The sequence below is a fragment of the Achromobacter marplatensis genome (assembly GCF_002209535.1).
GTDB lineage: Bacteria > Pseudomonadota > Gammaproteobacteria > Burkholderiales > Burkholderiaceae_B > Achromobacter > Achromobacter marplatensis.
Genome location: NZ_NJIG01000008.1, coordinates 274,404 through 295,156 on the forward strand (window position 1 = coordinate 274,404; position 20,753 = coordinate 295,156).

15 protein-coding genes are annotated in these 20,753 nt (G+C 61.3%); 2 read left to right on the forward strand and 13 right to left on the reverse strand.

The genetic code is table 11. From position 1 onward, the window contains the following. Positions 1 to 12: 12 nt before the first annotated feature. The 8 genes from CEY09_RS20775 to CEY09_RS20810 all read right to left on the reverse strand — a co-directional run bounded on the left by CEY09_RS20775 (position 13) and on the right by CEY09_RS20810 (position 9,368). On the reverse strand, positions 13 to 882 hold the full coding sequence (locus tag CEY09_RS20775; protein WP_088590103.1) for an ABC transporter ATP-binding protein: 870 nt from the start codon (positions 880 to 882) through the stop codon (positions 13 to 15). A 16-nt stretch (positions 883 to 898) separates the two neighbouring features. Continuing rightward, entirely contained in the window at positions 899 to 1,717 is an 819-nt protein-coding gene (locus CEY09_RS20780; protein ID WP_175216757.1) for an ABC transporter permease, read from the reverse strand. After that, on the reverse strand, positions 1,714 to 2,598 hold the full coding sequence (locus CEY09_RS20785) for an ABC transporter permease (RefSeq protein ID WP_088590104.1): 885 nt from the start codon (positions 2,596 to 2,598) through the stop codon (positions 1,714 to 1,716). The genes CEY09_RS20780 and CEY09_RS20785 overlap by 4 nt, the downstream gene beginning before the upstream one ends. 10 nt (positions 2,599 to 2,608) lie before the next feature. Then, a complete protein-coding gene (locus CEY09_RS20790) occupies positions 2,609 to 3,715 on the reverse strand; it encodes an ABC transporter substrate-binding protein (protein WP_088590105.1) in 1,107 nt (368 codons plus the stop codon). 113 nt (positions 3,716 to 3,828) lie between these two features. Beyond that, on the reverse strand, positions 3,829 to 5,340 hold the full coding sequence (locus CEY09_RS20795) for an amidohydrolase family protein (protein WP_088590106.1): 1,512 nt from the start codon (positions 5,338 to 5,340) through the stop codon (positions 3,829 to 3,831). Positions 5,341 to 5,715: 375 nt separating this feature from the next. After that, positions 5,716 to 7,155 carry an NAD-dependent succinate-semialdehyde dehydrogenase gene (locus tag CEY09_RS20800; protein WP_088590107.1) on the reverse strand — a complete coding sequence of 480 codons (1,440 nt, stop codon included), beginning with the start codon at positions 7,153 to 7,155 and terminating at the stop codon, positions 5,716 to 5,718. Positions 7,156 to 7,354: 199 nt separating this feature from the next. Then, positions 7,355 to 8,491 (reverse strand): AAA family ATPase, encoded by a 1,137-nt coding sequence (locus tag CEY09_RS20805; protein WP_088590108.1) that lies wholly within the window; start codon positions 8,489 to 8,491, stop codon positions 7,355 to 7,357. Positions 8,492 to 8,501: 10 nt separating this feature from the next. Then, positions 8,502 to 9,368 carry an RNA ligase family protein gene (locus CEY09_RS20810; RefSeq protein WP_088590109.1) on the reverse strand — a complete coding sequence of 289 codons (867 nt, stop codon included), beginning with the start codon at positions 9,366 to 9,368 and terminating at the stop codon, positions 8,502 to 8,504. Positions 9,369 to 9,811: 443 nt separating this feature from the next. On the opposite strand from CEY09_RS20810, the gene CEY09_RS20815 reads away from it, so the two are divergent. Beyond that, positions 9,812 to 10,576 carry a ComEC/Rec2 family competence protein gene (locus CEY09_RS20815; protein WP_234818362.1) on the forward strand — a complete coding sequence of 255 codons (765 nt, stop codon included), beginning with the start codon at positions 9,812 to 9,814 and terminating at the stop codon, positions 10,574 to 10,576. 394 nt (positions 10,577 to 10,970) lie between these two features. Here CEY09_RS20815 and CEY09_RS20820 read toward each other — a convergent pair whose 3' ends face one another. From CEY09_RS20820 to CEY09_RS20840, 4 genes are all read right to left on the reverse strand, one after another. Continuing rightward, on the reverse strand, positions 10,971 to 11,447 hold the full coding sequence (locus tag CEY09_RS20820; RefSeq protein WP_234818355.1) for a toll/interleukin-1 receptor domain-containing protein: 477 nt from the start codon (positions 11,445 to 11,447) through the stop codon (positions 10,971 to 10,973). Positions 11,448 to 11,844: 397 nt separating this feature from the next. Beyond that, positions 11,845 to 12,396, reverse strand: coding sequence for a hypothetical protein (locus tag CEY09_RS20825; RefSeq protein WP_088590111.1), 552 nt, complete (start codon positions 12,394 to 12,396; stop codon positions 11,845 to 11,847). Between the two features lie 467 nt (positions 12,397 to 12,863). Beyond that, positions 12,864 to 15,089, reverse strand: a complete 2,226-nt coding sequence (locus CEY09_RS20835; protein ID WP_088590113.1) for a S8 family peptidase — start codon at positions 15,087 to 15,089, stop codon at positions 12,864 to 12,866. A 2-nt stretch (positions 15,090 to 15,091) separates the two neighbouring features. Then, positions 15,092 to 16,255, reverse strand: coding sequence for an AAA family ATPase (locus CEY09_RS20840; protein WP_234818356.1), 1,164 nt, complete (start codon positions 16,253 to 16,255; stop codon positions 15,092 to 15,094). Between the two features lie 278 nt (positions 16,256 to 16,533). Here CEY09_RS20840 and CEY09_RS20845 point away from each other — a divergent pair, with 278 nt between their 5' ends. Beyond that, positions 16,534 to 18,801 (forward strand): KAP family P-loop NTPase fold protein, encoded by a 2,268-nt coding sequence (locus CEY09_RS20845; protein ID WP_208625072.1) that lies wholly within the window; start codon positions 16,534 to 16,536, stop codon positions 18,799 to 18,801. A 698-nt stretch (positions 18,802 to 19,499) separates the two neighbouring features. On the opposite strand, the gene CEY09_RS20850 is transcribed toward CEY09_RS20845, so the two are convergent. After that, on the reverse strand, positions 19,500 to 20,474 hold the full coding sequence (locus CEY09_RS20850) for a hypothetical protein (protein WP_088590116.1): 975 nt from the start codon (positions 20,472 to 20,474) through the stop codon (positions 19,500 to 19,502). Positions 20,475 to 20,753: the final 279 nt, after the last annotated feature.

The window sequence follows — 20,753 nt, forward strand, 5'->3', positions numbered from 1 at the left end:
GCGGGAAGGGGGCTACCAGGCCATGCGCAGGCGATCCAGGGCAGGCAGCGTGCCTACCGTGGCCGTCAGGGCGCCGGGAGGCGGCAGGCGCTCGTTGTCGGCAATGCGGCCGTCGGGGTCCAGGAAGTCTCCAAGTACGTCGTCGCGCAGCCGGATGAAACGCAAGTCGCTGCGGTTGCGCGGATGCGGCAGGTCGACGTCGACGATGCGGCGGATGCGCCCGGGGCGTGGCTGCATCACCACGACGCGGTCGCCCAGGAACACGGCTTCTTCCACGTCGTGGGTGACAAGGATCATCGTGATCTGCTCTTTTTCCCAAATGCGCTGCAGTTCGTTCTGCAACCGCGAACGCGTCAGCGCGTCCAGGGCGCCCAGCGGTTCATCCAGCAGCAGCACGCGCGGCCGGTTCACCAGGCCGCGCGCGATGGCCACGCGCTGGGCCATGCCGCCCGAAATCTGGTGCGGGAAGGATTTCTCGAAGCCCTGCAGCCCCACCAGCGCGATATGCTCGGCCACCAGCTCTTTTTTCTCGGCCTTGGTCAGTGCCGCATTGCGCAGGCCGGCCGCGATGTTGCGTTCCACATTGAGCCAGGGGAACAGCCGATGGTCCTGGAACACGATGCCGCGGTCCAGCCCGGCGCCTTGCACGGGCTTGCCGTCCAGCAGGATCTGGCCGGAGTAGTCTTCGTCCAGGTCCAGGATCAGGCGCAGCAGGGTGGATTTGCCGCAGCCGCTGGCGCCCACGATGCTGACGAAGCGGCCCGCGGGCACGTCCAGGTTGATGTCCTGCAGCACCTGCAGGGCTTGTGCGCCGTCGCCGCTGCCCGCATAGCGCTTGCCCACGCCGCGGATGCTCAATTCCTTGCCGAAGGTATCCGTCATTCCATTTTTTCCGTTGTCATGCGGCGCCGAAGCGGTGCCGCGCCAGCCGGCGCTCCAACGCGCGGGCCAATGCGTTCATGGACCATCCCACCACGCCGATCACGAACATGCCGAAGATCACGAGATCCATCTGGAAATGCTCGCTGCCTTCGATCAACGTGTTGCCGATGCCGTGGCCGGCCACCAGCAGGTATTCCGCGCCGATCGTGGCCAGCCAGGAATAGATCAGCGCCAGGTAGACGCCCGTGAAGATCGAGGGCGCGGCCGCCGGCAGCACCACATGCAGCAGCGTCTGCCAGCGCGAATAGCCGAATACGCGGGCCACTTCCAGCAGCGAGGCCGGCGTATTGCGGATGCCGTCGCAGGTGTTGACGACCACGGGCACCAACGCCGCCAGCGACAGGAAGGTCACTTTGGCAACGTCGCCCAGGCCGAACCATACGGAGATCAGCGGAATCCAGGCAAACAGCGATATCTGCTTGAAGGTGTTGAAGCTGGGGCCCACGATCCGGTTGAACAGCGGCAGCAGCCCCAGCAACGCACCGAGTGCCAGGCCCAGCGTGGTGCCGATGGCAAAGCCCGTCAGCTCGCGCGCAAGGCTGGCGCTGAGCGCCCGCCACAATTGGCCCGAGGCGATCTGGTTGGCGGCGGTGTCCAGTACCTTGCCGGGGGACACCAGCAACGGCGTCGACACCCATCCCAGGTGTGCAAGCGCCCACCACGCCGCGATGGCCACGGCAGGCAGCACCAGGCCGCGCCAGCGGGCGCCCAACCAGGCGCGCCAGGCGGGTGGCCGGTGCGACGCCGGGGCAAGGCCGGTTTGAGTGGTGGTCATAGGCGGGCTCCGGTATTCGATACGCCCAGGCGGGTGCCTGCCTGGTTGGCGCTGACGCGGCTTTCGGCCAGGTCCAACAGTTTGTCGATGGCGTAGCCGATGGCGCCCACGACGATGACTGCGGCCATGACCAGATCCAGCTGGAACAATTGCCGGCCATAGACGATCAGGTAACCCAATCCTTCGCTGGATGCGACCAGCTCGACCACGACCAGCGACAGCCAGGCCTTGGTGAAGCCCAGGCGCAGGCCGGTGAAGAGCGTCGGCAACGCATACGGCAGCACGACTTCCAGCACCTGCTGGCGGCGCGTGTAGCCGTAGACGCGCGCCACTTCCAACAGGCTCACCGGCGTCTGCCGGAAACCCTGCAGGGTGTTGAGCGTGACGGGCACCAGTGCCGCCTTGGCGATCAGGATGTATTTCAGCGGTTCTCCGATGCCCACCAGCAGCAGCACGAAGGGCAGCCAGGCCAGCACGGGGATCTGCACCAGCGCGTTGAACGTGGGCAGCAGATAGGCCTCAAGCGGACGCCACAGCCCCATCGCGGCGCCCAGCGCCAGGCCAAGGGCGCTGCCCACCGCGAAGCCGACCAGCACCCGCTGCAGGCTGGCGTGCACGTTCAGCCAAAGGTCGCCGCTGGTGTACAGGTCTTGCAGCGTCAGCCAGACGAAGTGGGGCGATGGCAGCACTTGCTCGGATATCCAGCCCTGGGACGCGCCCAGTTGCCATAGGACGAGCAACGAGACGGGCAGCAGCCAGGGCAGCAGGCTTCCCCCTGCATGGCGCAGCAACGCGTAGGGCGCGCGGCCGGCACGTGGCCTTGCCGGTGCGGGCGAAACGTGGGCGGGTGAAACGGGGGCGTCCAGGGTGTTTTCTGCCATGGCGCTTTCCTTATCGCGCCTGCGCAGCGGCGGCCTGGCGCTCGCCTGCGGCCGGCTTTCCTTGCGCGTTGAAGGCGGTCCAGCGGCCGGTCAGGTTCGCCTTCTGCAGCGCGGCGTTCAGGTAGCGCGGTTCGAACCAGCCGTCCACGCTGACCGGGCGGCGGATCAGCTTCAACTTGAGCGCGTCATCGGCTACCGCTTGGTAGCGCGCCGTCAGGAATTCATCGAGCAGCGGTGAATTGCGGACGGCCAGCGTGTCGCCGTCGAATTCCGCCTGCCAGGAGGCATACGGCGTGCCGCTGCGCGCCCAGATATTGAACAAGGCATCGCGGTTCTGCTCTTCCGAAGACCACTGCGCGGCGCGCACGAACACGTCAACCACCCGTTGCACCGCGTCGGGATTCTCTTTTTCGAAGTCCTCGCGGACCAACAACGCTGCCTGCCGCGTGAAAGACGGATCCTGGCCTTTGGTGGAATAGATGATGCGCGCCAGGCCCTGGTCCCGCAGCTTGAAGTATTCGTAGCCGCCGAACGCCGCATCCACGCCGTTGGACACCAGCGCCGCTTGCGCGCTGCCGCCGTCCAGGTTCACGCCCTTGATGTCGCGTTCTGTCAGGTTCTTGGAGGCCAGCACATTGATGGCGACCAGGTGTCCGTTCGTGCCGCGGAAGATCGAGACCTTGCGGCCCTTCAAGTCCGCCAGGCCGTTGAGCGTGGAGTCCTTGGGCGTGGACACGTACAGGTTGTTGCGCACGCCGCTGCCAAGCAGGATGCGGGTCTTCAAGCCGTTGGACCGGCCCACCACCGCGGGTAGATCGCCCTGGTAGGCGAAATCAATCTGCTTGTTCGACAGGGCCTCGTTCACGGCGGGACCGGCGCCTTTGAAGAACAGCCATTGCACCTGGGTGCCGGTGCCCTTGAAGGCTTCTTCCAGCCAGTTGTTGGCGCGGGCGACGCCGCCGGGCGAGCCGCCCCACGTGATCGGATCGCCGCCGCCGGCGGTCGCCACGCCGATCCGGATCACATCGGGCGCTGCCGACGCCACGGCACTGGCGGCGCACAGGGCAACGCCCAGCAACAGTCGTGAGATCAAGCGGGCAGAGGGCAGGAGGTGCATGGTCGTTCCGTAGAAAGAGGAAAAACGGGGATGAGCGAAACCGGTCCGCGCCGGCAAACGGTCAGACCGCCGCCCGCCAGGGGCGGACGGAAGGTGAGGGGTGGGTCAGGCTGTCAGGCGGCGCGCGCCTGCAGCGTCTTCTCGATGCGCGTGCCTTTGAAGAACTGCGGATGCGCCTGTGTGTAGAAGCGGTAGGGGTTGTCGAAGACCAGCGCCTTGAAATCCGCCTCGGTGATCACGCCTTGCTCGACCAGGTCCCAGCTTTCGGCCAGCGGTTCGGTCAGGTCCGGCACGTCCCAATGGCCCACATCAGACGACCAGATCGCATTGAGCTTCACGTTCAGCGGATTCACGCGGTTGTTGAAGGCGGCGCCAACGGTCCTGTCATCGGCTTCGGAACCGAAGTAGAAGCTGTCGACCCAACGCGTGCGGATGTCCTCGATGCTTTCGATGCCGGCGGCCGCGAAATCGTCTAGCTCGTCGCCCTGCGGATCGCGGCTGTGGGGCAGGGCAGAGACGCCAAGGCTGTCCTCCAGCAAGGTGGACTTGTCCACGCTGCGTCCTTGGAGCAGGTCTGCGCCGTAGCGTTCGAACAGATCCGCTAGCAGGTCGATATCCGCATTCGCGGGGTTGTAATGCTGGACCGCGTTGCGGTTGCGCTTTTCCCAGCGGTCAACCAGGTGTGCGTATACATGCGCGCCCCAGTCGGCGCCACCTTCCAGCAGCGCCACGCGCAGGCTCGGAAAGCGGCGGGTGACGCCGCCGAAGAACAGGGCCTTCGCAAAGGCCTGCGAGCCGTCGGCGAAGTGGCCGATGTGGTTGAACATGTAGTTGCTGATGGAGTGCCGCCCCGTCCAGCCCTGGCTGCCGTAGTGCGTGGCCAGCGGCACACCAAGCTCTACCGCCTTGGCCCAGAACGGATCGTAGTCGTACTCGCTATCCAGGCCGAAGAAATCCACGTACGACGCATGGCGCGCGATATCCGGGTATTGCGCGGGCGGGTATTTGTCGGCGATGGCCTTGATCGGCCGGCGCACGCCGCCCGGTATGTTCGCGACCTTCAAGCCCAGCGTATTGACCGCGAATTCCAGTTCCTCGATGGCTTCCTGCGGGTTGTACATAGGGATGCCGGCCACGGGCGTCAGGCGGTCGCTGTACTTGCGGTACTGATCCGCGTGGAAGTGATTGATCGCGCGGTGCAGTGGCTGGCGGAATTCATTACCGGCGCCCAGCGGGGCCAGCACATCGTTCGGAAACAGGATGGAATAGTCCGAGCCTTGCTCTTCCAGCCGCTCGTACAGCAGTTCGGGCAAGGTGACGGTGGCCAGATCCAGGGTGTTGCGCGTGACGCGCGCCCACCACGGCGCGCGCAGCGTGCGGTGGTATTGCCTTTCGTCGGGTGTCTGCTGGTACCAGTCCTTGCCCTCGGATTTCGTGGCGAAGCGCGAGCCCTGGGTCTTGCGCAGGATGTCCACCAGCTTGGCCCCGCCGTAATGCTGGATGTAGTCCTCCAGAACGGGCGCGTAGTCGTTGACGTGTACGTCGGTATCGATCACCGGGTAGTCCAGCTTCGCCTTGACGGCGGTGGAACGGGACGCCTGGGTACGGTGCAGCCGGTCATTCATGGAGGTCTCCGAAAATGAAGCGAAGGCGGCGCCTTGCGCGTTGCGGCAACGGCAAGGTCGGCACGGACACATCACAGTACGGGAGGGATGGGCGCAGCCAAACGACGAATTCGAAATGTCGTTCTGAGTGATGTACTTATGGCGTGGGCGCAATGGGCGTGCGTTGCCGCCTAAGCGGTCCGCCCAGCCTGCGTGAGCAGCGGCAGTACGCCGTCAGTGGGCCGAACAGGTAGGCGAATGCCTGGAGGGGATGGGAAAGGCCCGCGATGCGGGGCCTTTCCTTGATGGTGCGTTACTCAGCCATGGGGCTGGTAAGAATGGGTGATCGCGTGCCGCCGGCCGGCGCAGCGCCGAACCGGTGGCACGCAGGCCGTATCAGACGCCGACGACGGAGACCGCCTTCGTCACCAGGTAGGCCTCAAGCGCTTCCGGGCCGCCCTCAGAGCCGTAGCCGGAATCCTTCACGCCGCCGAACGGGAGTTCAGCGGACGGGGTGGCGGGCTGGTTGACCCAGAGCATGCCCACTTCAAGACGGCGCGACAGCTCGTGCACCGTCTTGATCGACTTGGTGAAGCCATAAGCGGACAGCCCGAACGGCAGGCGGTTGGCTTCGCGGATGGCCTCGTCCAGCGTTTCGAAACTGCGGATCGCGGCGATCGGGCCGAACGGTTCTTCATTGAAGATGTCGGCGTCGAGCGGGACGTCGGTAAGGATCGTGGGCGCGAAGAAGTTGCCCGCGCCGCCGACCCGCGCGCCGCCGGTGGCGATGCGCGCGCCCTTTTCGCTGGCGTTCTTGACGATCTTGTCCATGGCCGTCAGGCGGCGGTCATTGGCCAGGGGCCCAAGTGTCGTGCCTTCGGTCAGGCCATCACCCAGCTTGAGCTTTTCGGCGTGGGCGACGAAGGCTTTCTCGAATGCGGCCTTGATGCTCTTGTGGACCAGGAAGCGCGTCGGCGAAATGCAGACTTGGCCGGCGTTGCGGAACTTGGCGCCGCCGGAGGCCTTCACGGCGAGTTCGGCGTCGGCGTCCTCGGCCACGATCACCGGGGCGTGGCCGCCCAGTTCCATCGTGACGCGCTTCATATGCAGGCCGGCCAGCGCGGCCAGTTCCTTGCCGACCGGGGTTGAGCCCGTGAACGTGACCTTGCGGATCACCGGATGGGGGATCAGGTAGCTGGAAATCTCGGCAGGCGAGCCGAAGACCAGGCCCAGCACGCCCTTGGGGATGCCGGCGTCGACAAAGCAGTTCAGCAGGGCGGCGGGGGACGCGGGGGTTTCTTCGGGCGCCTTCACCAGGAAGGAGCAGCCGGTGGCCAGCGCGGCGCCCAGCTTGCGGACGACCTGGTTGACCGGGAAGTTCCACGGGGTGAACGCCGCGACGGGGCCGACGGGTTCCTTGATGACCAATTGCTGCGCCAGCGGGTTGCGCGACGGCACGATGCGGCCATAGACGCGCAGCGCTTCGTTGGCGAACCAGTCGATGATTTCAGCGCCGGCCAGCACTTCACCGCGGGCTTCGGCCAGCGGTTTGCCCTGTTCCTGGGTCAGCAGGCGGGCCACGGAATCGGCGCGTTCGCGCAGCAGGGCGGCGGCACGGCGCATGACGGCGCAGCGCTCATGGGCGGAGGTGTCGCGCCAGGTTTCGAACCCGCGCTGCGCGGCGGCCAGCGCCAAGTCCAGATCTTCGCGCTTGGCGTGGGCAACCTGGCCGATTTTCTGGCCGGTGGCGGGGTTGACGACGTCAATGCGCGCGCCGCCTTTCGCTTCGCGCCATTCGTTGTCGATGAGAAGCAGGGTATTGGGGTAATCGGCCATGGGGTCTCCGTAACGCGTCCGGTCAATAGGGAAACAATGACTCTACGCCGAAATTCCGGACGAATCCACCGCCCCGGGGGGGCGGGCGCCTGAGCGGGGACCCCCGCGCTCGGACGCGCACCCCTGAAACCAGCGCTGGCCAAGGGCTTGCCGAGCGCCTCAGCGGATTGCCGGGTCAGGGCAGAGCAGGCTCGTCCGGTCACACGGCATACGTCACCCGATGCGCTTCGGTCGGCAGCGGCAGGTCCCAGCGGTGCAGCATGCCGGTCAGCGTCTTGTTCGACAGGGACGTATCACGCCGGCTGTTCCGCCGCAGCAATTCGGCACGCGGCTGCTCCAGATAGACCAGCTCGACGTGCGCATGATAGGAATACAGCAGATCCAGCGTCTTCTTGCGCATCAGTTCGCTAAGGTGGGTGGCGTTCCAGACGAAGGGCGCCTTGCGCCGCAGCAGCTCGCGGGCCCGGTCGATGGCCAAGTGCGCCACCATGCCTTCGTTCTTGCCGTGGCGCAGGCCCAATTCCTCTCGCGCATCGTCGAACGAAATCACCGGCAGCTCGGGGTGATGCCGGGCGACCCAGGTGTTCTTGCCCGATGCGGGCAGGCCCGACATCACAATCACCCGCGAACCCGGTTCCTGAAACAGCGGGTAATCGGGATGCACGTCGGCGCCACGAAAATAGCTGACCGCCGTATGGACATCGGCGAAGGCCCGCGGCTGGCCAAAGCAACGCTCTTCGCGCGCCAACTCGCAGAACAGCGCGATGTTGTCCAGCACGCGCTGGCTATCCGAGCAGATGCGCCCACGCATGTCGGCTTCGGCCAGCATGGCGAGCAGGGGGATGTCGACCTGCCAGGACAGTTCGCGCACGATGAACTCGGGCGTCTTGCCGCGGCGCGAACCCTCCAGGGCGAAGAACGGCACCTGGTGGACCGCGATCAATCTGCATACGGCCTCGCGCACGGCGAAGGGCACGCCGGCATCCCATAGCGCGATGCGCGCGTCGATGGCGCCCTTGCGGGAATGGCCCGGCTGGCCGATGGCGCCGGTGACCGGGTCGATGACCGTAGTGCTGTGCTTGGCGACGTCGTGCAGCAAGGCGGCAAGAAACACCACTTCCTGGTCAGCCCGGTCTGCCGCCTGGTACTGGGGCAAGGCCAGCAGCGCTTCCATCACCATTTTCGTATGGGTCCAGACATCGCCCTCGCCGTGATAGCGAGGGTCCTGCGGCGTGGTCTTGGCCAGTTCCAGGGCGGGAAATGCCGCCAGGCAGGCGTCGTAGTCCGGCATGTCGCCGGGGGCAGGCGCGAGCGCCTGCAATTGTGCGTATTGCATGATCTATTCCTTATTGTCCGACGGCGCCGCGCAGCGTGTCCCAGTCCACCGCCAGGCGCGGTGCATAGAGGTCAACGCCGGGCGCCAGCAGGTTGGGCACGTAGGGCTGTTCGGAATGGTGTTTGTCCGAGTCCAGGATGGCCTGCACGAAGTCGCGGCGCACCCACTTGTAGCGGGCAACTGTCCTGCCGTCGGCTTCCACCTTGATGTACAGGCCCTCCGACAGGTCCGACTTGTCGCATTGCTTCCAGGCGCGTTGCAGGTCCAATCCTTCGCGCAGCACGGTGGCCTCAAAGGCCTCGCGCCAGTCCGGCGTCTTGGCCAGCGACGGCCGCAGCAGGGCTTTGAGCGTGTCCAGCCTGGACGGGGCCGCGCCTTCGTACAGGACCGGCACGGACAGCACGGGGCCGCCTGCCAGCAAGGCGCGGCGCGCGTCGGTGGAAAGGAAGTCGCCGCTGTGGCGATCCAGGACGTCGAACTCGAAGAAGTGATGCGGCAAGGCGTCGTAGAACACCGAGTGCTTCTTCGTCAGCGTTTCGCCGTACATCACATAGCGGTCTTCCAGCCGCTCCAGCAGCCAGTCGGCGTGCGCCGCGGCCCATGCCTTGACGAAATTGAATTGCCGTTCGCGGCCGCCGCCCACCAGATAATGCCCGCGCGATTGCAGCAGCAGTTCGCCCGAGGGGCTGAAGCTGATGCCGGTGTTGGCACCGTCGAGCTTTTCTTCGACGACCAGATGCAGGCCGGCCAAGCGGCGGTACGGCTCGTGGTCATGGCCTTCGTCACCGTCTTGCAGGCGCGAGCCTTCCAGGTGCGGCGTGCGGGGGTAGCGGAACAGGTCCAGCGATTGCGCGTAAGCGCAGAAATCTTGCGTCATGGGGTCTTCTCCAAAGCAGTGGAAAAGCCGACGACGCAGTCTGGACGGGAAAGGAAAGCGAGTGGGGTGTGTGCTTCCTGGAACCGCGCCTGGACCCCGTGGCATGCGCTCAAGACGCAGGCGTCGAGCAGCAAGGGGCGCGCAGGCAGACCGCGATTACCAGGGCGGTAGTCGTCGGCGTTTAGGCGTAGTGACGGATGGCAGACACGGTTGCACTCAGAAAGGAAGGGGGTGGAAAAGAGGGCGAATCCTAAGATACCGGGAAGGGGTTTGTCAATGCGAGGGGATAGGGGGAACACAGCTTGTGTGGGAATTTCCCGAGGTGGATAAACCCGTTCACCCGGTGGTCCACCTCACGACGCGGCGTCCTACGCTCCTGGTTTTAGGAGAGGGTCATTACCGGTCGTTCATTCTGTTTGGCGTTCGTCGCCGGCGCAGCGCTGGTGCAATGCTTGCCGGCATTGCCGGGACGGACGCTGTTGTGGCTGGTCGCGGGCGGGGGGATCGTTGCCGCAGGCGGCTGGGCGCGCTGTCGCCACGACGCGCTCCGTATTGCCTGTGCCCTAACGCTGGGACTATGTATGGGCACGCTCAACGCCAGCCTTCAGGCCCAACACCGGCTGGATGACGCCTTGGCGGACCTCCACCAGGATCAGGTGTCGCGCCTGATCGTGCGCGTGGCTGAACTGCCGGACGGAGACGAACAACATCAACGCTTTGTGGCCGAGTTGGCGGAACCTGCCCGGCCCGGCATTCCGTCGCGTATCCAGGTGACGTGGCAGGCGCCGCCGGGCGCAAAGCGGGGAAGCTTGCAGGAACTGCCCCAACTGCTGCCCGGCCAGGTCTGGCGCATGGCGCTGGTGTTGCGGCGTCCGCATGGCTTGCTGAATCCGGCAGGGCCGGATGCCGAAGCGCGGATGTTTGCCCGGGGTTTGCGCGCGGTGGGCACGGTGCGGGGGCAGCCGCGCTTGCTGGATGACGCGCCTTGGGTGTCGCCGGGAATCGCCATTGAGCGGGCGCGGCATCTGGTGCGCGAGGGCTTGCGCAAGGCGTTGGGCGAGCATCGCTATGCGCCCGTGCTGATCGCGTTGGCGATTGGGGATCAGGCTGGTGTGGCGCGTGTTGCCGACCAAAACAGATCTGAACCAAATTACCCAGGCAGACCTATGATTTATAAGGAAATGCAAAATCCGGGCAATTTCATCTGAACAATTAGCTCATGAACCGAACGAGGTGCCAGGCTGTGTGGCACATACAATTTAAGCTTGAAGTAGCTCGATGATCGCGCCAATCCGAGCCGTGCAAAATGCATTCCGATGCCTTGCACGCAAAGCGCAGATTGGTTAGACAGCATGCTTTAGGGCACGAGCCAGCTGGCGCGGTTAGGCCGCGAAAGTAGGTGCTTCTGGCACCTCTCAAAAAATTGGGCAGGACCGACTCCCGTACAGCCAATCAGGACACAATCTACAACTCGCCTTGCGCGAAAACAGCGTTCGCTGGCAAGAAGCGCTCAACCTCATCCGGTCTGTCGCTCCGAGTGATCAAGGGTACGAGAACCGGATCACCCGGCGTGTTGCTTGCTGGCGATGCCAGCGTGGTCCTCTAAGGAGTTTTGATCACCTGGACCAGTTCAGCAACTTTGGTTGCGACCACGGCCATAGAGTCTTCAGCAGTGCTCAGCCCGCTTCGAGATGCCAGCATAGGGCTGACATCGCGCAACGCCTCATATGTCGTGTTATGGATGATAGGGACGAGCAGATTGCCGGCGAGCAGCGTGGACAGTTCTTTGTCGGCCACACTCTCGGTAGGAAGCCGCTCCAACAGCGCAGGCGTTACCAACACGAGGCCGATGCGCGAAGCAGCCAATCCCTTGTCGATGGCGCGCATCATCGGCACGCCAAGGGGGAGGTCGTTTTCACTGAACCAAACCCTGACGCCGGCTGCCACTAGCAAATCACGCAGCTCTTTAGCGGCTCCTTGCCTATCACCCCATGCGTGGCACAGGAATACGTCGCGCAATTCGGGCTTTTCCGCTGCTCGCCGCTCGACGGCCTCGCGAATCGGGGTGAGGGATTGCACTTGGGCTGGTGTGTACGAAACGGACGATCCGCCACGTGACCAACGAGGCCTGGCGCTGGTGCCAGAGCTGCCACCTCCGCCTCCCGTAGCGCGCCAGGCTCCGCCGCTTCCTGATTCATAGGACGAGCTGGGGCGTCCGTAGCCGCTGCCATAGCCGCTCCCGTAACCATATCGGCTACGGGAGCCGCACGCGGGGCAGTCCGCAGCAGCGGATGCGGTCCGGTGCCCGCGAGATGGTGCTGTGCATTGAGCCATTCATTCACTCCTTCGATGTTGTTGTCTTCTAGCTTTTGCAATCGTCGCAATCTCGGGTAGGGAGGCCCCAAATTTCGGCTCCAATCCTAAAAGATTACTTCTGCTACCGCCTATTTTTCGGCAGCCGCCTCAGAGCACAGGCCTATTTGAGGAGCGGTGCGAGGAACTCGACAGCCAGGCCTCCTGCCACAGCTAGGACCAGCACTCCAATTGGGCGCGTCCACCAATCTTTTGTGTTGGGCGGTGTGACGAAGATATTCTCCACGTTCATCACATCAATTTGCGTTTGAGGCTGACCGTCGATAGTGCCCCTTTGAAGCCAATGATTGTGCTTCAGCTGGCGCAGGATAGATATCACCTCACGCCGCAATGCAACACCCCAATTTCGAAGTGCGGTAGCGCCGACGAATAGCAGAAACACCACCGCGAACGCCAGGTTTCCGTCGAGTTGGCCTGGATAGTACCGAGGCGAGAATGGTGCAAGCCATGCCGCCCCTGGAATGTTGGCGATCGCGTAAGAGCCGAGGCTTGCCATGTTGGCGCCCAATGCACTAAAGCGATGATTGGCATACGTGGAGGACTCCGCTAGCGAAGCTAGCAAGCCGACGAGTATCAGTGCAAACAAGAACAGCTGGCCTGCCAAGCCTCCAGCGATGGCGATCTTTGCATTTTTCTTGGCTTCGTTAAGCGTCATAGCATTTAGTGAAAAGAGGTTGGCTGAACGGGTTGCGCTCTAGAAGGCCAGTTCGCCCTGGACCTGGCCTTGCGCTCCTATCGATTGCTGTTGGGAGTTACCTTGACCGGAACCCAGGCGTGGCCCGGTTTCGTGGTGGGTGGAAGAGGCCGATTGTCAGGAACAGTTGAGTAGTTTGGCTGGCGTCCGCCCCGAGGACCAACCTCTTGGAAGATGCCGCCGCTGTGACCGGTGTTTTGACCGGGCTTCTTTGGGTTTGCCATTGAAATCTCCTTCATGAGAAAGGCTGATGTTTCCCGGTTCATGAGCGTCTTCGTTGAACTTTGCTCCCAAATGGGTGTATGGTTCGCACTGCTTTAACAACGCAAGACGGCATTCCGCGCCGGGTGATCGCGGTTTGCTAGTGCCGCTCCGGGAGTACCAGTCCTGGAGCGGCATTTTCATTTGTGGGCTCCGATAGGCGTCGGCTAGATGCCTATCGAACCGGAACGAAGAGGCAGAGAGATTCGTGGCTCCAGCGCCTGGAGACGCGAGTGCGTGCGCAGCACTTCATCGTAAAGATTGGCGTGCTTCGGCGCCTCGAGTGTTAGGACAAGCGCATAGCGGATCAGGTCAGACCCCTTCCCTGCGTTGCCTCCGCCATCCCGGGCGTTGTAGTGAATGTCAAAGCATGCGCCGTCGAGGCTGGACCCACGCATGCGTTTCGATGCATGGAGTACGGTTTCCCACTTGCCCAAGTCCTGTCGCATTTCCTGCTCGGTACGAAACACTGAGTTCGAGAAAAAGGAGGCAGTTTTTGGGCGCTCTTCTTTGCCTTTAGTGTGGTTCGGCCGGAATCGAATGCCCAAGCCCGCTTTCGTATAGGCCGCTGCGTCCTCGACATCAACAGGGCATGCATAGCAGAAGGTGGCGGTCAGGGTCACGAAGCCATTCAAGGCCGATGCTGGCAAGGGGACGGGAGCACGAAGGAATTTTCCGGGCTTAAGAAGGCCCTGATACAAGATTCGCGCCGTACCATCACCGCAGACGATGATCTCGCTCAAGTCGGCAGGTATCCTGCCCCAGCCCACTTCTTCCGGCGCAAGTTTCTGCTTGTTTTTCGCCGCGTGTATGAGCAGCGCTTTAATCGTCAGAGGGTGGACCGTCTCTCCTAGCACCGCTCGGACCCCGACGGCCGAACGCAACGCATATGGTGCTGCGAAACTCGTCCCCATTGTCGCGGTTAGCTGAGGCCGCGGACCATCAGTGGGGACGTGAAAGTAGTCCGCAGGGCTGCCTCCAAACGCGAGGACGTCAGGTTTGATACGGCCGGGCGTTCGGCCAGGTCCCTGTGCGCTGTAAAAGGCGCGAGTCCACTCCTCGGAGCGCAGGCCGGCGGCGCCGACGCAAAGCGCGTTGACGCTGTCTCCGGGGACTTGAACGCGGTGTAGGTCAGCGGCCTGATCATTGTTTCCATTGTTGCCTGCGGCCACCGTCATCAAAGTTTCGCCATCGCTTAACAACGTGTCCAGAACCGCCGTCCACGAATGGACGTCATCATCATCGGTAGGCAGGTCGGGCCCTAAGCTCAGGTTAATAAATTGGTATTGCCGAGACAGCAGAATGTCTTCAACGTGCGTGAGCGTGCGGTACAGCTCGAACGGATCCTCGTTGTCTGACTGCGTGTCAAGAATCCTGTGGTGATCAACAGCGGCGTAGGGGCGAGCGGCTTCGGTGCCTGGCTGGATGGCGCCGAACAAGAAGGCGGACGTTACCCCTAGTCCGTGCGAGTTGTAGTCGGGCACATCGTCGGCTTCCTCGTCGGATTTTCTGTACGTTCGCACGAATGGCTCTAGAACATGCTGGCTTGGCAGCCCGCCATCGAGAATCGCTACCGACGGTTCATCGGATAGAGGAGATGCGTTTGGAAGTTGAAATCCGATCGACACGAGATTCCCCCGGACGACAGGCCGCGCGCCGCGTAGCTCTGGCATCGTGCGTACTGCGCGCACAAGGCTGAATTGCGAGAGTGCGCTGATGTTGGAAGCATCCCCGGTTACGGGTAGGAACAGCATCCTGCCAGCGAGGAATTGAAGATCCTCCTTCACTTCGAACCCTAGTTCGGCGGCGAAGCTGGAGAACATCATTTGCAGTTCATCCGGGCTGCGGTCAGGAAGCTGGTGCAGTGCGACCTCGAACACGGCTGCATCCGCTTCGATCTTGCCGCGGATGCGATCCAGACCCGTCATCGGGGAGAATTCCTCGATCTCGATCAGCTGCTCCGCAGCCTTGGTGAACTCTGATAGTTCCTTGGCTAAACTAGGTAGGCGTGTAAAGGCGGAGCGGGATCCCGCTACGAAAAGCTGGGTACTGTCGCATTCGGCCGGCGCGGTCTTGCGCACGTCCCTTCGCGGACGGACCCTCACATTTCTGCTGCCGACCGCCGTGAGGTTGGCCGCTCGCAGCAACTCCTTCGGAAAGAACATCTTTGCGATGTACGCCGGGTGGATGTCCAGTTTGGCCACTGCGACATCGTCGGGACATGCTTTCGCCGGCAGTTTCTGCATCTCCAGGGCCGTGTTCATCAACCTCGGCACCAAGTACTCTTTGGCTTCGGCTACGGTGTACGGATGCGCCTTGTCGGGGCGAATCGGCGGCGGAGGGATGTCATAAGTCAGTAGTTCGCCCTTCCCAATCAAAAAGCGCGTCGCCATTCTCAGCTCTCCTTACGTCCGCCACGTCCCTTGATCGGCGACGGGCCTGCGTACTTACGAATCGTGTCTCGGGAAATTCCCGTCAGTTCCATAATCTTGTTGTGCGAGAGCATTTCGCTCCGGGCCAGTTCGATGGCCAGTACTTGTCGTTGCGCCTTGTCCATGCGGTCAATGTGTTGCTCGGCAAAATTCATGACAGCTTGCACAGCTGGGATGTCATCGAGAAGAACTTGACGGCGCATCGCCGTCACTGCGCGCTCGACGTCAGAAAGCGATGCCCCCTGTAAGGCAGCGGTCAGTGGGCTGACCAGCGCCGAGAATTGCGAATAGTCGGCACCGAGAAACCTGCGAATTCCCAGTTCGACTGCGTCGATGCTGGGTGCGTCGAAGGTAAGGATCGCATCGAAGCGTCGCCATAGGGCGGGATCGATGAGTTCAGGGTGATTGGTCGCGGCCAACAAGAGGCCGGTATCAGGCCAGGCGTCTACCTCTTGCAAAATCGCGGTCACGAGGCGCTTGAGTTCTCCAACGTCTGATTCATCGCTCCGGCGTTTGGCAATCGCGTCGATTTCATCTAATAGCAACACCGCATTGTTGGACTTCGCATGTTCGAAGACCGCGCGCAAATTGCTCCCCGTCTTGCCTAACAAGCTGCTCATCACGGTCGTCAGATCAAGAACCCATAGGGGCTTCTCGAGCTGGTGAGCGATCCAGCGTGCAGATAGCGTTTTGCCCACGCCGGGGGGGCCGACCAGGATCGCGGATCTCGATGGGCTGATGCCATGAGCAGCAAGCTTCGCGATCTCCAAGCGCTCTCGGATCAGTGTGGTTACTTCTCGAGAGAGCGTCGCTGGCAACAAAGGTTCGTCCAGACCGCCGTCGCGGTCGTCAAACACTCGGAGCAACGACATGCGGGTGTCAGCGTCCACTGGCAGCGCATGCTCAAGCGCAGGGGGGGCGCGTCTTAACGCCGCAGCGCCCGCTGCTCGGGTGTGGGTGCTCTTGAGCAAGGCATTAAGCCGTTCGGAAAGGCTAGGTAATCGGCTGCGGTACTTTCTGACGAATTTCGCGAGCAACAGACGAACGTCCTCCTGCGCTCCGGAAGCGGCGAGGCGGGCTAAATTGGCGAAATCATCTTCGAGATATTTGATTTCTTCAGGGTTCACGTATTTCAAGCCTAAAAAGCGGTGGTGATCACAATCATCAATTGGCGAATTGTACAGATAAATTGACGAAATAAAAGAAAAAGTTGCGGTGATGGCGTTGGGTATCTTCTGGCATCTGTTGTCTTGGAAATGGTAAAAATACGTATCAAAATTTTGGGCTGTGTGTTGTCAGCCTTTCCAGTTATTCGGAGATAGAAAAGGTGCGAACAATGGGGGGGTGGGTTTGCGCGTTCAGGCAACGTTGTGGGTGGAACAAAACGGGGTCAAAGGCAGAGCGCTTGGAGAGCCAACGCGACACCGACATAGGCACGGATGTGCCAATTCGGACTTCCTCTGAGGATCGATTACGCCGCTCGGACTATGCCAAGCGCATTGCCACTGTTCTGGCGGAACTAAGTCCGAGCGAAGGCAGAGTATTTGCGATACGCGGGGGCTGGGGGTACGGCAAGTCTTCGCTTAAGAACTTAATAATTGAACAGTTGGATGACCCGCAGAACGCAGTAGACCGTCTGGATTTCAATCCATGGCAATGGGGAGGCGGAGATTCGATCGCGCGCGCGCTGTTCAGCCAGATTGCTGATCGGTTGGGTGGCGAACATTCCACGAAGGCTCTTGACCGCGCTGATGCCTTGCGCCGCTATGGTGCAATTCTTACCGGAGTGGCCGCGCCGATAAAGAGCGCCAGCAACTCAACTTTGATCAGCACGGCTTTGACGAGTGCATCGGTCGTCGCGATTGGAACGGCAGTGGGGTTCAGTCTGCCGTCGGCCGCCGTCCTAGCTTCCGGGTTGGCTGCTATCGCGTTCGCTGCACCTCTTGTGGGGAGGGTTCTCGCCTACTTTGGGCGTGATCGTCGCGGTGAATCGCTTGATCAGGTGCGGGAGGCGCTTGAGAGGCAACTTCGAGATCTTGATCGGCCATTGATTGTTTTTGTTGATGACATCGATAGGCTTGAGCCTGAACAAATTAGGATGCTCCTTCGGCAGGTAAAAGCGAATGCCAATCTGCCCAATATTGTCTTTGTGCTCCTTTTTCAACCAAGTATCGTTGAAGCGGCTCTTAAGGACATAGCTGGTGGCGATGGCCGCGCTTTCCTTGAGAAGATTGTGCAGACGAATTTCGACTTGCCAGCAGTTCCAGTGTCCACCGTTCACCGACTGTTCGGCGAGACTCTCGGAGTTTTAGCTGGAGCTCATGCGACGGAGCAGAACGGTTTTTCCGAGACTCGATGGGGAAACGTCTTCATAGGGTCCATCCAACCACTATTGAGCAACATGAGGGACGCGCGGCGGCTTCTGTCGTCCATATCGGTTCACCTGCCAATGCATATGGCTGACGATGTGTTCGAAGTCAACCTCGTGGATTTCTTGCTTCTGGAGGCGATTCGGGTCGCAGAACCGAACGTTCACGGCGCGCTATTCCGGGAAAGAGACTTAGTGCTTCAACTACGAGGGAGAATGGATGATCGTCAGCGAGATCAAACACGGGCCGCAGTGGAAAATCTGCTGGAGTCTGCTTCTTTGGCAAGGCGAGAAGCCACCCGGGATGCTCTTGTAGAGCTGTTTCCTCAACTGGCCAGGTTCTTTGGCGGAGTGAGCTACGGGGCGGATTTTCACGCGATGTGGCTCGCAGAGAAGCGCGTGTGCTCGCCCCGCTACTTTGCTCGCTACTTCGAACTACAGACGGCCGCTGGCGAGGTGTCAGAGCGACGGTTCGTCTTGTTTCTTGAAAGTACGGAGTCAGATGAGCGACTCGCTCAGGTCATAGAGGGGCTTGGGCGTGATGACTTGCTGAGTTCGCTAGTCAAGCGCCTTGATGAGTCCGTTGATCGCTTGCCGATCGAGAACGCGGCTGTTCTGCTTCCCGCGATGTTCTCCCTCGCACAAAAATTTGCAGGGCAGCCCGTTGGAGACGCGTTCAGCTCACCTTGGATCTCGGCCTGGAGAGCAACGAATTGGTACTTAAAGCGCATTCCTCAAGAACAGCGGGCAGAGCGCGCGCTCGCTGCCCTGGAGCGCTCTGGGGCGTTGTCGGTAGGGGCCGTGCTGATTCATCTTAGTGATCCCGCGGATCTGCCGGAGGAGCGTCGTGCTGGTTTTGCCCCAGCCTTGAATGCTGAGGGACTCGAGGGCATGAAGGCGGTATGGCTTCGACTGATCACAGATCGCGCGGCGCGGGGCGAAGAACTCCTAAGCGATCTCGACCTTTTCTCGCATCTCTCTCGATGGGCGAAATTCGAGGGGTCTTTGGATGTACCAAAGGCATGGGTTGCTGAGAGAATTCGGACTGATGCGGGGTTCGCGGCCGTCGTGTCGAGAATGGCCACGCGTGGGACATCGCATACCCATGGCGATAGAGTGTCCACCTCGCATATCCGATTCAATCGTTCAACCGTTGAGGACTTCATAGGCATCGAGGCAGCCAATACTCGCATTCAATCAATTGATTTTGCCGCGTTTGCAGAGAATCAAATCGAGCTGGAAAAACTGAAGATATCCCTGGAGTCTTGGCTCGGGCTCCGTGAACCGGACCCGTTCGATCTCTAGTTGGGTATTTTCTCAATCTGGTGCCGGTGCGCGTCGAACGTGTCTAATTCAAGGGATTTGACGTGGCCGTTGCGTTGAGCGGGCCTAATGTGGCAAGGCAACCTCGCGTTAGCATTTAGGAGAGAATTCGAATATGCACCCCGCAAAGTATTTGAGGCATTGGTAGGAAAAGAACCATTCCAAGATTTGGCATACGTCGGCTGATGTTTCTTCACATATTGGACAGTGCAAAACTGGGAAGAGGCGATTTGTGGATCGAAGCGGAACAGTCCGATATATTTGTCCGGAACGCGCCCAGGTTTGCGCGTGTGCGCGCCAATGGGAACGACGTCGCAGGGAGACCGATCATTCCAGGGTAGCCGGTCTAAATGAGACCAGTGGTGGTGTCTTGCTTCTTTCCGTTCACCGACGATTGCGCGCGGATAGGGGGAGGTCGAGACAGCGCAGATGAGCAAATCATACGACTCGAAGAAGTTGCGCCAGTCTCGCTTCAGAAGCTTTCGCTGAACAATGTGCACTTGCCAAACCCGAAACGTGATCGTGCTGCTTCGACACGCCCCAGCACTATAGCTCGTGTCTTTATCCTAAAGCGTAGTCGCGATTTCCTGCTTTCTCGCGAACGCAATGTGGTCCAGCCACACACCATTAGCGGAGCGGAGCAGGTGAAAGGTGGCTATCCGGAAGAGCCGGCGAAATGCCTAGCGGAATGGTGTGACCAGGCTTGTGCCATTCTTGTAACCGTAAAGCACTTTGTATGGAGGGCTCTCCGCGTCGAAAAGCACATTCTCGCTGGTGTGGGCTCTCCGCCGCAGTTCGAGCAGCTGATCATAGTACTCCGCGATTGATGCCTGAATGCCTCGGTCAAGCAGCACCGACGAGCTCAACAGCCGGAGACGTTGCAGCAGCGATGCGTGTCTGCCAAACAGCTTGATCGCACCGTGCGAGATCAGCATTCTTGGACTGACATCATCACGGTCTCGGGCTTCAACGAGGTCGCGACCGCGCCGCAGAAATCCTGGGTGCGCGGTGTCATCGAGAACTTCTTCCAACGAGCGGTCAAAGGCTAGAAGTTGGCGCCTCAACTGGCCCAGCGCAACGGTAAGATGTACCAATTGTTCCACCGGCGACGGAAGTGCGGGTGCCGATGGGCGCGGGTTCGACTCTGCGTTAAACCATTGCACGGAGACTGGTTGCGTGATCGTCGACGCGCCCGCCGGCAGGTACGTGTACGCCAGCAGATGCCGAGGCTTGACCGCACCGAGCGTCGCGTTAATTGACTGCGTCTTGTTAGGGCCGTACCCCCGTGGCTTTGCCTGATACCGGCCGGAAACGCCTTTTATTTCGTAAAAAGCTAGCCCGCCATTCATGTGGGTCATCAGGTAGTCTGGCGCCAGCCCCTGCCATCGGTTAATCCAGGGGCCATAGTGTGCCGGCCAAAGCACGTCAAAGTCTCGTCGAGAAACGAAGTCCACGTAACCGTTCTCTAACGCCGCGGCAAGCGCAATCGGGACCGACAGCAGCTCGCCGAATGATTTGCGCTGATGCGGCGGCGACGTTGCCATTGGGGCGGTGACAAACAGCTTGCCAGTGACGGGATGACGCTCGAGCAGCATTTCCAACAAGTTCTGATACAGCGCAATAGGCATCTCATTCTTGGTGCCGTCAGCAGCCATGCATGCAGTGATTGCGTCGCGAGTAACGCTCAGGCTTCTAGCCGGGGCCCCTTGGTTTTTGGGGTGTGCGAACCACTGGTCCCATTTCGTTGTCACCAAGCGGCGGGCACTTGCTTCGGTCTTCGAATTGAACGCCAAGGTCGACGGTGGAGGTCTTGGAGCGTAAGCGCCCGGCGAACACATATTGAGCGCGTGCGTTGTCCTCGATAGTGTCCACCACTTTTAGGTGGACACCATGTCGAAGACAGAATTAGCGCCGGTTCCTAAGCGTCGGTCTTA

What these genes read in the sequence shown, in the direction of transcription:
- CEY09_RS20825 (WP_088590111.1), bottom strand. Translation starts at nt 12,396, where the DNA reads ATGACGCTTAACGAAGCCAAGAAAAATGCAAAGATCGCCATCGCTGGA.
- CEY09_RS20800 (WP_088590107.1), bottom strand. Translation starts at nt 7,155, where the DNA reads ATGGCCGATTACCCCAATACCCTGCTTCTCATCGACAACGAATGGCGC.
- CEY09_RS20785 (WP_088590104.1), bottom strand. Translation starts at nt 2,598, where the DNA reads ATGGCAGAAAACACCCTGGACGCCCCCGTTTCACCCGCCCACGTTTCG.
- CEY09_RS20775 (WP_088590103.1), bottom strand. Translation starts at nt 882, where the DNA reads ATGACGGATACCTTCGGCAAGGAATTGAGCATCCGCGGCGTGGGCAAG.
- CEY09_RS20790 (WP_088590105.1), bottom strand. Translation starts at nt 3,715, where the DNA reads ATGCACCTCCTGCCCTCTGCCCGCTTGATCTCACGACTGTTGCTGGGC.
- CEY09_RS20805 (WP_088590108.1), bottom strand. Translation starts at nt 8,491, where the DNA reads ATGCAATACGCACAATTGCAGGCGCTCGCGCCTGCCCCCGGCGACATG.
- CEY09_RS20810 (WP_088590109.1), bottom strand. Translation starts at nt 9,368, where the DNA reads ATGACGCAAGATTTCTGCGCTTACGCGCAATCGCTGGACCTGTTCCGC.
- CEY09_RS20835 (WP_088590113.1), bottom strand. Translation starts at nt 15,089, where the DNA reads ATGGCGACGCGCTTTTTGATTGGGAAGGGCGAACTACTGACTTATGAC.
- CEY09_RS20780 (WP_175216757.1), bottom strand. Translation starts at nt 1,717, where the DNA reads ATGACCACCACTCAAACCGGCCTTGCCCCGGCGTCGCACCGGCCACCC.
- CEY09_RS20850 (WP_088590116.1), bottom strand. Translation starts at nt 20,474, where the DNA reads ATGGCTGCTGACGGCACCAAGAATGAGATGCCTATTGCGCTGTATCAG.
- CEY09_RS20795 (WP_088590106.1), bottom strand. Translation starts at nt 5,340, where the DNA reads ATGAATGACCGGCTGCACCGTACCCAGGCGTCCCGTTCCACCGCCGTC.